The organism is Thermus oshimai DSM 12092, from assembly GCF_000373145.1.
Lineage (GTDB): Bacteria > Deinococcota > Deinococci > Deinococcales > Thermaceae > Thermus > Thermus oshimai.
On the sequence record NZ_KB890605.1, the window covers coordinates 24,550 to 37,858 of the forward strand.

Genomic DNA, 13,309 nt, shown 5'->3' on the forward strand with positions numbered 1-13,309 from the left:
GAAAGTATACTGGGCACCGTGAGGATCGCGACCAGGGTGGCCGAGCTCCGCGCCCACCTGCCCCGGGGTGGGGTTGGGTTTGTCCCCACCATGGGCTACCTCCACCGGGGCCACCTGGCCTTGGTGGAAAGGGCCCGGGCGGAAAACCCCTTCGTGGCGGTGTCCATCTTCGTAAACCCCCTGCAGTTTGGCCCCGGGGAGGACTTCCACCGCTACCCGCGGGACCTGGAGCGGGACCGGGCCCTTTTGGAGGAGGCGGGGGTGGACCTCCTCTTCGCCCCCAGCGTGGAGGAGATGTACCCCAAGGGCTTCTCCACCCGGGTGCAGGTGGAGGGCCCCCTCACCGCCCTTTGGGAAGGGGAGGTGCGGCCCGGCCACTTCCAGGGGGTGGCCACGGTGGTGGCCCGGCTCTTCCTCCTGGTGGGCCCCGATAGGGCCTACTTCGGGGAGAAGGACTACCAGCAGCTTCTGGTGATCCGCAAGATGGTGCGGGACCTGGGGTTTCCCCTGGAGGTGGTGGGCGTGCCCACGGTGCGGGAGGAGGACGGGCTCGCCCTTTCCAGCCGGAACGTCTACCTCTCCCCGGAAACCCGCAAGAAGGCCACGGTCCTCTACCGGGCCCTGCTCGCCATGCGGGAGGCGGCCCGGGAGGGCCTTGGGGTGGGGGAGGCCCTGGAGCGGGGGGAGGCGGTGCTAAAGGAGGTCCCCGAGTTCAAGAAGGACTACCTGGCCATCGTCCACCCCGAGACCCTCCTTCCCCTAAGCCGCTTCGTCCCGGGGGCTAGGGGGATCGTGGCCGGGCGTTTCCCTGAGGCTCGCCTCATAGACAACCTGGAGGTCTACCCATGAGCGAGGCCTACGCCGGTCAGGAAGGGAAGGGAAGCCTGGTGGAGATGTTCAAGGCCATGGTCCAGGCCCGGGCCTCGGACATCCACCTGCAGGCGGGGGCGCCCCCCGTGATCCGGGTGGACGGGAAGCTCCGCCCCTTTGGCAACCGCCCCCTTACCCCCAAGGACACCGAGGCCATCGTCCGGGCCCTCCTCACCCCGGAGCAGCAGGAGGAGCTGGAGTACCGCAAGGAGATGGACTTCGCCTACACCATCCCCGGGGTGGCCCGCTTCCGCTGCAACCTCTTAAGGCAGCGGGGGAGCTTTGGGCTCGTCATGCGGGTGGTCTCGGAGGTCATCCCCAGCTTTGAGGCCTTGGGCCTTCCCAGGGACGTCCTGGAGGGGCTTGCGGCCAAGGAGCGGGGGCTCATCCTGGTGACAGGCCCCACGGGAAGCGGGAAGAGCACCACCCTGGCGGCCATCATCGACCACATCAACCTGCACTACGCCAAGAACATCGTCACCATCGAGGACCCCATTGAGTTCCTCCACAAGCACAAGAAGAGCCTGGTGGTGCAGCGCGAGGTGGGCCTGGACACGGACAGCTTTTACTCCGGCGTGAAGTACGCCATGCGCCAGGACCCGGACGTGATCCTCATCGGGGAGATGCGGGACAAGGAGACGGTGGAGGCGGCCCTCATGGCCGCCCAGACCGGCCACCTGGTCCTCTCCACCCTGCACACCCTGGACGCCTGGCGCACCATCAACCGCGTCATCGAGTTCTTCCCCCTGCACGAGCACCAGCAGGTGCGCATCCTCCTGGCGGAGTCCCTCCTCGGCATCCTCTCCCAAAGGCTCCTGCCCCGGGCGGACGGGGCGGGGCGGGTTTTGGCCCTGGAGATCCTCATCGCCACCCCGTATGTGCGGGAGCTCATCAAGGACGAGGACAAGACCCCAGGGATCAAGGAGGCCATGATGGAGGGGGGCCTCCACGGCATGCGCACCTTTGACCAGCACCTGGTGGAGCTTTACAAAGAGGGGCTCATCTCCATGGAGGACGCCCTCTCCGCGGCCACCAGCCCCCACGAGTTCAAGCTCCTCCTCACCAAGGCCACGGGGCAGGCCTACTGAGGGCTTTTCCATAGCTTCCATAAGCCTCCCGGTATAATCCTCCCGGGAGGCTCTTATGTTGGTTACGGGGCTGGAGATCCTGAAGAAGGCGCGGGCCGAGGGCTACGGGGTGGGGGCCTTCAACGTGAACAACATGGAGTTCCTCCAGGCGGTCCTCGAGGCCGCGGAGGAGACGAGGAGCCCGGTGATGGTGGCCCTCTCCGAGGGGGCCATGAAGTACGGGGGACGGGCCCTCACCCTCCTGGCGGTGGAGCTGGCCAAGGAGGCCCGGGTGCCGGTGGCCGTGCACCTGGACCACGGCTCCAGCTACGAGTCCGTCCTGAAGGCCCTGCGGGCGGGCTTCACCAGCGTGATGATCGACAAGTCCCACGAGGATTTCGCCACCAACGTGCGGGAGACCCGGCGGGTGGTGGAGGCGGCCCACGCGGTGGGGGTCACGGTGGAGGCGGAGCTTGGGCGGCTTGCGGGGATTGAGGAACACGTGGCCGTGGACGAGAAGGACGCCCTCCTCACCAACCCCGAGGAGGCGAAGCGCTTCATGGAGGAAACGGGGGCGGACTACCTGGCGGTGGCCATCGGCACCAGCCACGGGGCCTACAAGGGGAAGGGGAGGCCCTTCATTGACCACCCCCGGCTGGAGCGCATCGCCGCCTTGGTCCCCGCCCCCTTGGTCCTCCACGGGGCGAGCGCCGTGCCGCCGGAGCTCGTAGAGCGCTTCCGGGCCGCTGGGGGGGAGATCGGGGAGGCCACGGGCATCCACCCCGAGGACATCAAGAAGGCCATCGCCCTAGGGATCGCCAAGATCAACACCGACACCGACCTGCGCCTGGCCTTCACCGCCCTCATCCGGGAGACCCTGAACAAGGCCCCCAAGGAGTTTGACCCGAGGAAGTACCTGGGGCCGGCCCGGGAGGCGGTGAAGGAGGTGGTGAAGAGCCGCATGGAGCTTTTCGGCTCCGTGGGGAAGGCCTAGACTTCAATCCGCACCCCGGGGAAGGCCTGGGGCTCCGTGTACACCCCCGCCCGGGGGTTCCGGAAGAGGTGGGGCCGCCCCCTTCCCAGGTCCAGGATCCAGACCTCAGGGATCCCCGCTTCCGCGTAGAGGGGGAGCTTGGTGTTCAGGTCGTGGTCCAGGCTGCGGATGGGGTTCTGCGGCCAGATCACCGCCTTTTCCCCAAGTTCTTCCGCGAACCGCTGGACCAGGCGGGCCACGGCAACGGCGGGTTTGGGTCCCATGGGGCCCATCTGGTACACCTCCCCCCGGATGAGCTCCACGTGGGGTACGCCCCGGCAAAGCCTCTCGTAGGCCTCGAGGCCGAAGCGGTACCGGGTGGCCATGCCCCTGGCGTAGCATGGGGCCATGAACCCCGTCCTCTTCATCCGGGAAAAGCGGGAAGGGCTACCCCACCGGCGGGAAGACCTGGAGGCCTTCCTCCTGGGCTACCTCAAGGAGGAGGTCCCCGACTACCAGGTTTCCGCCTGGCTCATGGCCGTCTACTTCCGGGGGCTTTCCCCGGAGGAGACCCAATGGCTCACGGAGGTCATGGCCCGCTCGGGGCGAACCCTGGACCTTTCCCACCTCCCCCACCCCGTGGACAAGCACTCCTCGGGGGGCGTGGGGGACAAGACCACCCTGGTGGTGGGGCCCATCCTGGCCGCCTCCGGGTGCACCTTCGCCAAGATGTCCGGCCGGGGCCTGGCCCACACCGGGGGGACCATCGACAAGCTGGAGTCCGTCCCCGGCTGGCGGGGGGAGATGACGGAAGGGGAGTTTTTGGAGCGGGCCCAGCGGGTGGGCCTGGTCATCGCCGCCCAAAGCGCCGACCTGGCCCCTTTGGACGGGAAGCTCTACGCCCTAAGGGACGTCACCGCCACGGTGGAAAGCCTCCCCCTGATCGCCAGCTCCATCATGAGCAAGAAGCTCGCCGCCGGGGCCAGGAGCATCGTCCTGGACGTGAAGGTGGGCCGGGGGGCTTTCATGAAGACCCTGGAGGAGGCCCGCCTTCTCGCCCGGACCATGGTGGCGATCGGCCAGGGGGCGGGCAGGCGGGTGCGGGCGGTCCTCACCTCCATGGAGGCTCCCCTGGGCCGGGCGGTGGGGAACGCCCTGGAGGTGCGGGAGGCCATCGCCGCCCTAAAGGGGGAAGGCCCCCGGGACCTTTTGGAGGTGGCCCTGCGCCTGGCGGAGGAGGCCCTACGCCTCGAGGGCCTGGACCCCGGCCTGGCCCGGAAGGCCCTGGAGGGCGGGGCCGCTTTGGATAAGTTCCGCGCCTTCCTCGAGGCCCAAGGGGGAAACCCCCGGGTGGTGGAGGACCCCGCCCTCCTGCCGCTGGCGGAGGTGGAGCCCTTCCTGGCGGAGGAGGCCGGCCTGGTCCAGGAGGTGGACGCCCTGGAGGTGGGCCTGGCCGTCTTGGCCCTTGGGGGCGGCAGGCGGAAGAAGGGGGAGGCCATCGACCACGGGGTGGGGGTGGAGCTTTTAAAGAAGCCCGGGGAGCGGGCGGAACGGGGGGAGCCTTTGGCCCTGGTCTACCACCGGGGCCGGGGCCTGGAGGAGGCCCTTTCCCACCTGCGCCGGGCCTTCCGCCTGGGGGAGGAGGCGAGCCCCATGCCCTTAGTCCTCGAGGTCCTTTAGGGTATACTCCCCGGGGATGAAAAGGCGGCCTTTGCGCTACACCCTCCTCCTGGCGCGAAGCGGGGGGGAAAGCCGCACCCTGGTCCTGCCGGGCTGGGCCCTCCTGCTCCTTTTGGGCTTCCTCCTCCTCTGGAGCGGGGCCAACCTCTACCTGTGGCACCGGAGCCAGGCGGTCTGGGCCCTGGAGAGGGAGGTGCGCACCCTGGCCCAGGAGGCCCGGCGCCTCAGCCTGGCCCTGGAGGCCGAACGGGCGGAGAAGGGGGCCCTGTTGGAGGAGGCGAAGCGGACCAAGAAGGACCTGGAGGAGCTCAAAAAGGCCCTGGAAGAGCTCCGCCGCCGGGCGGGGCTTTCCCCCTTGAACGCCACCCCCGTGCGCTACCAGGAAGGCCCCAAGGGGGGCGGGGTTCCCCTGGACTGGACCGGGCTTAGGGCGGAGGTCCTGGACCTGAAGGCCCAGCTTTCCGAGGTGGCCCCCGCCCTGGAGAGGACCCTGGAGGTGGAACGGAGCCTTCCCCTGGGCCTTCCCCTTTCGGGGTATGGGGGCGTGACCTCCTACTTTGGGATGCGGAGGAACCCCTTCGGGCGGGGGGTGGAGTTCCACGACGGCCTGGACTTCTCCGCCCCCTACGGCGCCCCCGTGCGGGCCACGGGGGCGGGGGTGGTGGCCCGGGTGGGCTGGATGGGGGCCTACGGCCTCGCCGTCCTCCTGGACCACGCGGAGGGCTACCAGACCCTCTACGGCCACCTCTCCCGGGTGGCCGTCCGCCCGGGGGAGCGGGTGGAAAGGGGGCAGCTTCTCGGCTACGTGGGCTCCACGGGCCGCTCCACCGGCCCTCACCTCCACTACAGCGTGTACCGCCACGGGACCCCCCTGGACCCCCGGCCTTTCCTTTGGGGCCTTTCGGCGGACCGGTAAAATGGGGCGCATGCTGGGCAGGAAGCAAGGGGTGCTCACCTACCTGGGGCCGGAAACCGAGGTCCTGGGCGACCTTAGGGCCAAGGGCCCGGTGCGCATAGACGGCCTGGTGAAGGGCTCGGTCTACGTGGAGGGGGAGCTGGAGGTGGGGCGCACGGGCCGCATAGAGGGGGAAAGGGTAGAGGCCCAGGCGGTCCAGGTCCACGGGGAGGTGAAGGCGGACCTCCTGGCCCAGAAGGTCTCCTTGGGCAAGACCGCCCGCTTCACCGGCACCGTCCGGGCCCAGGCCCTGGACGTGGAGGCGGGGGCGGTCTTCATCGGCCAAAGCCTGGCCGGGGAGACCCGGGCTCTCGAGGCCCCCAAGGAGGCCTGATGGCCCTGGAGCGCTTTTTCCGCCGGAGGAAGCCCCAAGGGGAGAGCCGGGACGTCCCCGAGCTCTGGACCAAGTGCGAGGCCTGCGGGGCCCAGCTTTACAAGAAGGAGTTCCGGGAAAACCTCCTGGTCTGCCCCAAGTGCGGCCACCACCACCGCATGCCCGCCCAGGAAAGGGTGGCCATGCTGGCCGATGCCGGCACCTTCCAGGAGACCACCCGCCTAAGCCCCTTAGACCCCTTGGGCTTCGTGGACACCAAGCCCTACCGGGAAAGGCTCAGGGCCTACCAGGAGGAGACCGGCCGCAAGGACGCCATCCTGGGGGGCACCTGCACCATCGGGGGGGTGCCCGCGGTGCTCCTGGTGATGGACTACGCCTTCGCCGGGGGGTCCATGGGGAGCGTGGTGGGGGAGGAGATCGCCAGGGGCGTGGAGCGGGCGGCGGAGGAGGGGCGGGCTTTGGTCATCGTGGCCGCCTCCGGGGGGGCCCGGATGCAGGAGGCCGCCCTCTCCCTCATGCAGATGGCCAAGACGGTGATGAGCCTGGACCTCCTCGCGGCCAAGCGCCTCCCCTACGTTTCCGTCCTCACCGACCCCACCACCGGGGGCGTCACCGCCAGCTTCGCGGCCCTAGCCGACGTGATCTTCGCCGAGCCCGGGGCCTTGATCGGCTTCGCCGGGCCCAGGGTCATCAAGCAGACCATAAGGCAGGAGCTCCCCGAGGGCTTCCAGCGCGCGGAGTTCCTCCTAAAGCACGGGATGGTGGACCGGGTCACGGACCGCAGGCGGCTTAAGGCCGAGCTGGTCCAGGTCCTGCGCCACCTCCACCCGGGAGTCCCCTATGCCCCTGGAGTTTGAAAAGCCCATCCTGGAGCTGGAAAAGCGCATCGCCGAGCTGAAGGAGACGGCCAAGACCACGGGGGTGGACCTCGAGGCCGAGATCCGCCTCCTGGAGGAAAGGCTCGCCCGCCTCAAGCAGGAGACCTACCAGAACCTCACCCCCTGGCAGCGGGTCCAGCTGGCCCGGGCCCCCGGCCGCCCCACCACCCTGGACGTCCTGGAGAAGGCCTTCACCGGCTTCCTGGAGCTCCACGGGGACCGGGCCTTCGCCGACGACCCCGCCATCGTGGGGGGGCTCGCCTACCTCGAGGGGCAGAAGGTGGTGGTGGCCGGCCACCAGAAGGGCCGGGACACCAAGGAGAACCTGAAGCGCAACTTCGGCATGCCCCACCCCGAGGGCTACCGCAAGGCCATGCGCCTCATGGACCTGGCGGACCGCTTCGGCTACCCCTTTTTGGCCTTCATCGACACCCCCGGGGCCTACCCCGGGGTCTCCGCGGAGGAGCGGGGCCAGGCCTGGGTCATCGCCCAGAGCATCCAGCGCATGGGGCGCTTAAGGGTGCCCGCGGTGGCGGTGATCCTGGGGGAGGGGGGAAGCGGGGGGGCCTTGGCCATCGGGGTGGCCAACCGGGTCCTCATCCTGGAAAACGCCTGGTACTCCGTGATCAGCCCCGAGTCCTGCGCGGCCATCCTCTGGCGGGACGCCAAGGAGGCCCCCAAAGCCGCCGAGGCCCTGAAGCTCACCGCCAAGGACCTCCTGGCCCAGGGGGTGGTGGACGCCATCGTCCCCGAGCCCGAGGGGGGGGCCCACAAGGACCCCGAGGGGGCCATCCGGAACATCAAGGAGGCCCTTTTGCAGACCCTGGAGGAGCTTAAGGGGCTTTCCCCCGAGGCCCTTTACCAGGACCGCTACCGCCGCTTCCGCCGCCTGGGGGCCTTCCAGGATTAAGGCCCCTTGGGCGTTTTCCCTCAGGATTTTCACATCCGCCCTTTACCTTGAGGGTGGAGGTGGACGCCATGTGGAAACTCCTAAAGAAGGGCCTTGGCTCGCTGGCCGTGCTCCTCGGCCTGGCCCTGGGCCAGCAGATCTCCCCCCAGGGCATCATCGTAAACCCCGTGCCCACGGACCTTCAGGTGAAGGTCTGGGTGGACAAGGACCCGGGGAAGACCGGCCAGGCGGTCTACCGCATCGGGGACCCCATCTACGTCTATGTGAACGTCAACCAGGACGCCTACGTGTACCTCTTCAACATCAACGCCGACGGGCGCATTGACCCCATCCTCCCCAACGCCTACGAGCGGAACAACTTCCTGAGGGCGGGGGAGACCCGGCGCTTCCCCCCGGAAGGGGGCCGCTACCGCTACACCGTCACCGGCCCCGAGGGGGAGGACCGCATCCTGGCGGTGGCCAGCAAGCGCCCCCTCTCCCTGGGGGAGATCCTGGACGTGGAGGGGAACCGGGTCCGGGTCCAGGGGGCGGAGGGGCTGGCCCGGGCCCTTTCCATCGTGATTGAGCCCCTGCCCGACCGGGACTGGGTCACGGACGTGGCCCGCTACTTCGTGGGCCGCCTCCCCACCCCGGCCACGGCCACCTTGGTCCTGGACTCCAGGCCCCAAGGGGCGGAGGTCTACCTGGACGGCCGCCTCCAGGGCCGCACCCCCCTCACCCTTGCCGTGAACCCGGGCCGCCACGAGGTGGAGTTCCGCTTGAGCGGGTACCAGCCCTACAGGGCCACGGTGAACCCGGGCCCCGGGGAGCGGGTCCAGATCCTGGCCCAGCTGGTCCCCCTGCCCCGGACCGGGGTCCTGCTCTTGCGCTCCACCCCCTCGGGGGCCGAGGTGTACCTGGATGGGAGCCTCAGGGGTAGGACGCCTTTGGACCTCACCCTCCCCGAGGGGCGCTACAGCGTGGAGCTCCGCCTTTCGGGGTACGAGCCCTACCGGGCCACGGTCCAGGTGCGGGCCGGGGAGACGGCCCGCCTCGAGGCCCGCCTCACCCCCGAGCCGCGCACGGGCACCCTCCTCCTGGAGTCCACCCCTTCCGGGGCGGAGGTCTACCTGGAGGGCCGCCTCCAGGGCCGCACCCCCTTGCGCCTCACCCTTCCCGAGGGCACCTACCGGGTGGAGCTTAGGAGCCCCGGCTACGAGCCCTACACCGCCCAGGTGCGCGTGGAAAGGGGCCGGGAAACCCGCCTAAGCGCCCAGCTCCGCCCCCTCCAGACCGGCACCTTAGAGCTGGACTCCAGGCCCCAGGGGGCGGAGGTGTACCTGGATGGCCGCCTTGTGGGCCGCACCCCTCTCCGCTTAAGCCTCCGGGCGGGCTCCTATGAGCTCCTCCTCCAGGCCCCGGGGTACGCGGCCTACCAGGCCCGCCTCGAGGTCCGCCCCGGGGAGACCCTGCGCCTCTCCGCCGACCTCCTCCCCCTCCAGGCCACCCTGGAGCTCTACCTTAACGCCGAGGCCCGGGTCTTCCTGAACGGGGAGGAGGTGGGCCGGGCCCAGGGCGGGTACCTCCGCCTCCAGGTGCCCCCCGGGACCTACGAGCTCACCCTGGTGGCCCCCGGCTACCGCACCCTGGTGCAGACCGTCCAGATCCTCGGCAACCAGGTCCTCAGGCTGGAGCTCAGGCCCCTCTAGCCCTTGCCAAAAGGGCCCCAGCCCCTTACACTAGGGAAGTTGAGAGCCCTCAGGGCCAGCCCCTGGCCCTGAGGGCGGGGCCCTATGCGGGCTGTTTCGGGGAGGGTCTTCCCCGGGTGGATCTTGAGAACACGGGGGCAAGTCCAAGAAGAAGGGAGTGGTGGCACTGCCGACGATCAACCAGTTAGTCCGAAAGGGCCGCGAGAAGGTCCAGAAGAAGAGCAAGGTGCCGGCCTTGAAGGGTTCGCCCTTCCGCCGGGGGGTGTGCACGGTGGTGCGCACCGTGACCCCCAAGAAGCCCAACTCCGCTCTCCGGAAGGTGGCCAAGGTCCGCCTCACCTCCGGGTACGAGGTCACCGCCTACATCCCCGGCGAGGGGCACAACCTCCAGGAGCACTCCGTGGTCCTCATCCGCGGGGGCCGTGTGAAGGACCTCCCGGGCGTGCGCTACCACATCGTCCGCGGGGTCTACGACACCCAGGGGGTGAAGGACCGGAAGAAGAGCCGGTCCAAGTACGGGACCAAGCGGCCTAAGGAGACCAAGGGCGCGGCTCCGGCCAAGAAGAAGTAGGTGAACTATGGCGCGCAGAAGGAGAGCAGAAGTACGCCAGCTCCAACCCGACCTGGTCTACGGGGACGTGGTGGTCTCGGCCTTCATCAACAAGCTGATGCGGGACGGCAAGAAGAACCTGGCGGCCCGCATCTTCTACGAGGCCTGCCGCATCATCCAGGAGAAGACCGGGCAGGAGCCCCTGAAGGTCTTCAAGCAAGCGGTGGAGAACGTGAAGCCCAAGATGGAGGTGCGTTCCCGCCGGGTGGGTGGGGCCAACTACCAGGTGCCCATGGAGGTCTCCCCCCGCAGGCAGCAGTCCCTGGCCCTGCGCTGGCTGGTGCAGGCGGCCAACGCCCGCCCCGAGCGCCAGGCGGCGGTGCGGGTGGCCAATGAGCTCCTGGACGCCGCCGAGGGTAAGGGCGGGGCGGTGAAGAAGAAGGAAGACGTGGAGCGGATGGCCGAGGCCAACCGGGCCTACGCCCACTACCGGTGGTAACCATGGCGGTCAAGGTTGAGTACGACCTAAAAAGGCTCCGCAACATCGGCATCGCCGCCCACATCGACGCCGGCAAGACCACCACCACCGAGCGCATCCTCTACTACACCGGCAAGATCCACAAGATCGGGGAGGTTCACGAGGGCGCGGCCACCATGGACTTCATGGAGCAGGAAAGGGAGCGGGGCATCACCATCACCGCCGCCGTGACCACCTGCTTCTGGAAGGACCACCGCATCAACATCATCGACACCCCGGGCCACGTGGACTTCACCATCGAGGTGGAGCGCTCCATGCGGGTCTTGGACGGGGCCATCGTGGTCTTTGACTCCAGCCAGGGGGTGGAGCCCCAGTCCGAGACCGTCTGGCGCCAGGCGGAGAAGTACAAGGTGCCCCGCATCGCCTTCGCCAACAAGATGGACAAGACGGGGGCCGATCTTTGGCTGGTCATCCGCACCATGCAGGAGCGCCTGGGGGCCCGTCCGGTGGTCATGCAGCTCCCCATCGGCCGGGAGGACACCTTCTCCGGCATCATCGACGTCCTCCGGATGAAGGCCTATACCTACGGCAACGACCTGGGGACGGACATCCGGGAGATCCCCATCCCCGAGGAGTACCGCGAGCAGGCCCAGGAGTACCACGAGAAGCTCATCGAGGCCGCCGCGGACTTTGACGAGAACGTCATGCTCAAGTACCTCGAGGGGGAGGAGCCCACGGAGGAGGAGCTGGTGGCCGCCATCCGCAAGGGCACCATCGACATCAAGATCACCCCCGTGTTCCTCGGGTCCGCCCTGAAGAACAAAGGCGTCCAGCTCCTCCTGGACGCGGTGGTGGACTACCTGCCCTCCCCCCTGGACATCCCCCCCATCCGGGGCACCACCCCCGAAGGGGAGGAGGTGGAGATCCACCCCGACCCCAACGGCCCCCTGGCGGCCTTGGCCTTCAAGATCATGGCCGACCCCTACGTGGGCCGGCTCACCTTCATCCGGGTCTACTCCGGCACCATCACCTCGGGTTCCTACGTCTACAACACCACCAAGGGCCGCAAGGAGCGGGTGGCCCGCCTCCTCCGGATGCACGCCAACCACCGGGAGGAGGTGGAGGAGCTCAAGGCGGGGGATCTGGGCGCGGTGGTGGGCCTGAAGGACACCATCACCGGGGACACCCTGGTGGGCGAGGACGCCCCCCGGATCGTCCTGGAGTCCATTGAGGTGCCCGAGCCCGTCATCGACGTGGCCATCGAGCCCAAGACCAAGGCCGACCAGGACAAGCTCTCCCAGGCCCTGGTCCGCCTGGCGGAGGAGGACCCCACCTTCCGCGTGTCCACCCACCCCGAGACCGGCCAGACCATCATCTCCGGGATGGGCGAGCTCCACCTGGAGATCATCGTGGACCGGCTCAAGCGGGAGTTCAAGGTGGACGCCAACGTGGGCAAGCCCCAGGTGGCCTACCGCGAGACCATCACCAAGCCGGTGGACGTGGAGGGCAAGTTCATCCGCCAGACCGGTGGCCGCGGCCAGTACGGCCACGTGAAGATCAAGGCCGAGCCCCTGCCCCGGGGGTCGGGCTTTGAGTTCGTGAACGCCATCGTGGGCGGGGTGATCCCCAAGGAGTACATCCCCGCGGTCCAGAAGGGGATTGAGGAGGCCATGCAGTCCGGGCCCCTCATCGGCTTCCCCGTGGTGGACGTGAAGGTCACCCTCTACGACGGCTCCTACCACGAGGTGGACTCCTCGGAGATGGCCTTCAAGATCGCGGGCTCCATGGCCATCAAGGAGGCGGTGCAGAAGGGCGATCCCGTCATCCTCGAGCCCATCATGCGGGTAGAGGTCACCACCCCCGAGGAGTACATGGGGGACGTCATCGGGGACCTGAACTCCAGGCGCGGCCAGATCCTGGGCATGGAGCCCAGGGGCAACGCCCAGGTGATCCGGGCCTACGTGCCCCTGGCGGAGATGTTCGGCTACGCCACCGACCTCCGCTCCAAGACCCAGGGCCGGGGCTCCTTCGTCATGTTCTTTGACCACTACCAGGAAGTCCCCAAGCAGGTGCAGGAGAAGCTCATCAAGGGACAGTGAGGGAATCCGGGTGGACCCTTTGGGGTCCACCCCTCTTTGCTGAAAGGAGAACGAAGATGGCCAAGGGCGAGTTTATCCGCACGAAGCCTCACGTGAACGTGGGGACGATTGGGCACGTGGACCACGGGAAGACGACGTTGACGGCGGCGCTGACGTTTGTGGCGGCGGCGGAGAACCCGAACGTGGAGGTGAAGGACTACGGGGAGATTGACAAGGCCCCGGAGGAGCGTGCGCGGGGGATTACGATCAACACGGCGCACGTGGAGTACGAGACGGCGAAGCGGCACTATTCGCACGTGGACTGCCCGGGTCACGCGGACTACATCAAGAACATGATCACGGGTGCGGCGCAGATGGACGGGGCGATTTTGGTGGTGTCGGCGGCGGACGGTCCGATGCCGCAGACGCGGGAGCACATTCTGTTGGCCCGCCAGGTGGGGGTGCCGTACATCGTGGTGTTCATGAACAAGGTGGACATGGTGGACGACCCGGAGCTTTTGGACCTGGTGGAGATGGAGGTGCGGGACCTTCTGAACCAGTACGAGTTTCCTGGGGACGAGGTTCCGGTGATCCGTGGGAGTGCGCTTTTAGCGCTGGAGCAGATGCACAAGAACCCCCAGACGAAGCGTGGGGAGAACGAGTGGGTGGANCGGATTTGGGAGNTGTTGGACGCGATTGACGAGTACATTCCCACGCCGGTGCGGGACGTGGACAAGCCGTTCTTGATGCCGGTGGAGGACGTATTTACGATCACGGGTCGTGGGACGGTGGCCACGGGCCGGATTGAGCGGGGGAAGGTGAAGGTTGGGGACGAGGTGGAGATTGTG

14 protein-coding genes are annotated in these 13,309 nt (G+C 68.3%); 13 read left to right on the forward strand and 1 reads right to left on the reverse strand.

Features of this window, described 5'->3' with window-relative positions; translation table 11 throughout:
* The first annotated feature begins 18 nt into the window (after positions 1–18).
* The 3 genes from panC to fba are packed head-to-tail and all read left to right on the forward strand — an operon-like array spanning position 19 to position 2,931.
* On the forward strand, positions 19–849 hold the full coding sequence (gene panC / locus B043_RS0104635; protein WP_016328539.1) for a pantoate--beta-alanine ligase: 831 nt from the start codon (positions 19–21) through the stop codon (positions 847–849).
* The gene (locus B043_RS0104640; RefSeq protein ID WP_016328540.1) at positions 846–1,958 is read left to right on the forward strand and encodes a type IV pilus twitching motility protein PilT; all 1,113 of its coding nucleotides are present in this window, start codon (positions 846–848) and stop codon (positions 1,956–1,958) included. The genes panC and B043_RS0104640 overlap by 4 nt, the downstream gene beginning before the upstream one ends.
* Before the next feature lie 55 nt (positions 1,959–2,013).
* The gene (gene fba / locus B043_RS0104645; protein WP_018461111.1) at positions 2,014–2,931 is read left to right on the forward strand and encodes a class II fructose-1,6-bisphosphate aldolase; all 918 of its coding nucleotides are present in this window, start codon (positions 2,014–2,016) and stop codon (positions 2,929–2,931) included.
* Here the strand turns inward: fba and B043_RS0104650 are convergent.
* Positions 2,928–3,296, reverse strand: coding sequence for a Uma2 family endonuclease (locus B043_RS0104650; protein WP_038036833.1), 369 nt, complete (start codon positions 3,294–3,296; stop codon positions 2,928–2,930). The two genes, fba and B043_RS0104650, sit on opposite strands and share 4 nt — an antisense overlap.
* Positions 3,297–3,318: 22 nt before the next feature.
* Between B043_RS0104650 and B043_RS0104655 the strand changes: the two genes are divergently transcribed.
* From B043_RS0104655 to B043_RS0104700, 10 genes are all read left to right on the forward strand, one after another.
* Positions 3,319–4,590 carry a thymidine phosphorylase gene (locus B043_RS0104655; protein WP_018461113.1) on the forward strand — a complete coding sequence of 424 codons (1,272 nt, stop codon included), beginning with the start codon at positions 3,319–3,321 and terminating at the stop codon, positions 4,588–4,590.
* 16 nt (positions 4,591–4,606) lie between these two features.
* Positions 4,607–5,506 carry a M23 family metallopeptidase gene (locus B043_RS0104660; protein ID WP_018461114.1) on the forward strand — a complete coding sequence of 300 codons (900 nt, stop codon included), beginning with the start codon at positions 4,607–4,609 and terminating at the stop codon, positions 5,504–5,506.
* A 10-nt stretch (positions 5,507–5,516) separates the two neighbouring features.
* The gene (locus B043_RS0104665) at positions 5,517–5,879 is read left to right on the forward strand and encodes a bactofilin family protein (RefSeq protein WP_018461115.1); all 363 of its coding nucleotides are present in this window, start codon (positions 5,517–5,519) and stop codon (positions 5,877–5,879) included.
* A complete protein-coding gene (gene accD / locus B043_RS0104670; RefSeq protein WP_016328545.1) occupies positions 5,879–6,736 on the forward strand; it encodes an acetyl-CoA carboxylase, carboxyltransferase subunit beta in 858 nt (285 codons plus the stop codon). Before B043_RS0104665 ends, accD begins: the two co-directional genes overlap by 1 nt.
* Positions 6,720–7,667 carry an acetyl-CoA carboxylase carboxyltransferase subunit alpha gene (locus B043_RS0104675; RefSeq protein ID WP_018461116.1) on the forward strand — a complete coding sequence of 316 codons (948 nt, stop codon included), beginning with the start codon at positions 6,720–6,722 and terminating at the stop codon, positions 7,665–7,667. The genes accD and B043_RS0104675 overlap by 17 nt, the downstream gene beginning before the upstream one ends.
* Before the next feature lie 68 nt (positions 7,668–7,735).
* Positions 7,736–9,355, forward strand: coding sequence for a PEGA domain-containing protein (locus B043_RS0104680; RefSeq protein ID WP_016328547.1), 1,620 nt, complete (start codon positions 7,736–7,738; stop codon positions 9,353–9,355).
* A gap of 157 nt (positions 9,356–9,512) precedes the next feature.
* Complete coding sequence (gene rpsL / locus B043_RS0104685) at positions 9,513–9,926, forward strand: 30S ribosomal protein S12 (RefSeq protein ID WP_016328548.1); 414 nt, start codon at positions 9,513–9,515, stop codon at positions 9,924–9,926.
* A gap of 7 nt (positions 9,927–9,933) precedes the next feature.
* Positions 9,934–10,404, forward strand: a complete 471-nt coding sequence (gene rpsG / locus B043_RS0104690; protein WP_018461118.1) for a 30S ribosomal protein S7 — start codon at positions 9,934–9,936, stop codon at positions 10,402–10,404.
* Between the two features lie 2 nt (positions 10,405–10,406).
* Positions 10,407–12,482 (forward strand): elongation factor G, encoded by a 2,076-nt coding sequence (fusA, locus tag B043_RS0104695; RefSeq protein ID WP_016328550.1) that lies wholly within the window; start codon positions 10,407–10,409, stop codon positions 12,480–12,482.
* 56 nt (positions 12,483–12,538) lie between these two features.
* Positions 12,539–13,309: elongation factor Tu (locus tag B043_RS0104700; RefSeq protein WP_018461120.1), on the forward strand; the 771-nt coding region annotated here is incomplete at its 3' end.

Bases quoted from the DNA above. Each gene is read 5' to 3' on its own strand.
- B043_RS0104640 (WP_016328540.1), top strand. From the start codon at position 846: ATGAGCGAGGCCTACGCCGGTCAGGAAGGGAAGGGAAGCCTGGTGGAG.
- fba (WP_018461111.1), top strand. From the start codon at position 2,014: ATGTTGGTTACGGGGCTGGAGATCCTGAAGAAGGCGCGGGCCGAGGGC.
- B043_RS0104650 (WP_038036833.1), bottom strand. From the start codon at position 3,296: ATGGCCACCCGGTACCGCTTCGGCCTCGAGGCCTACGAGAGGCTTTGC.
- B043_RS0104655 (WP_018461113.1), top strand. From the start codon at position 3,319: ATGAACCCCGTCCTCTTCATCCGGGAAAAGCGGGAAGGGCTACCCCAC.
- B043_RS0104660 (WP_018461114.1), top strand. From the start codon at position 4,607: ATGAAAAGGCGGCCTTTGCGCTACACCCTCCTCCTGGCGCGAAGCGGG.
- B043_RS0104665 (WP_018461115.1), top strand. From the start codon at position 5,517: ATGCTGGGCAGGAAGCAAGGGGTGCTCACCTACCTGGGGCCGGAAACC.
- accD (WP_016328545.1), top strand. From the start codon at position 5,879: ATGGCCCTGGAGCGCTTTTTCCGCCGGAGGAAGCCCCAAGGGGAGAGC.
- B043_RS0104675 (WP_018461116.1), top strand. From the start codon at position 6,720: ATGCCCCTGGAGTTTGAAAAGCCCATCCTGGAGCTGGAAAAGCGCATC.
- B043_RS0104680 (WP_016328547.1), top strand. From the start codon at position 7,736: ATGTGGAAACTCCTAAAGAAGGGCCTTGGCTCGCTGGCCGTGCTCCTC.
- rpsG (WP_018461118.1), top strand. From the start codon at position 9,934: ATGGCGCGCAGAAGGAGAGCAGAAGTACGCCAGCTCCAACCCGACCTG.
- fusA (WP_016328550.1), top strand. From the start codon at position 10,407: ATGGCGGTCAAGGTTGAGTACGACCTAAAAAGGCTCCGCAACATCGGC.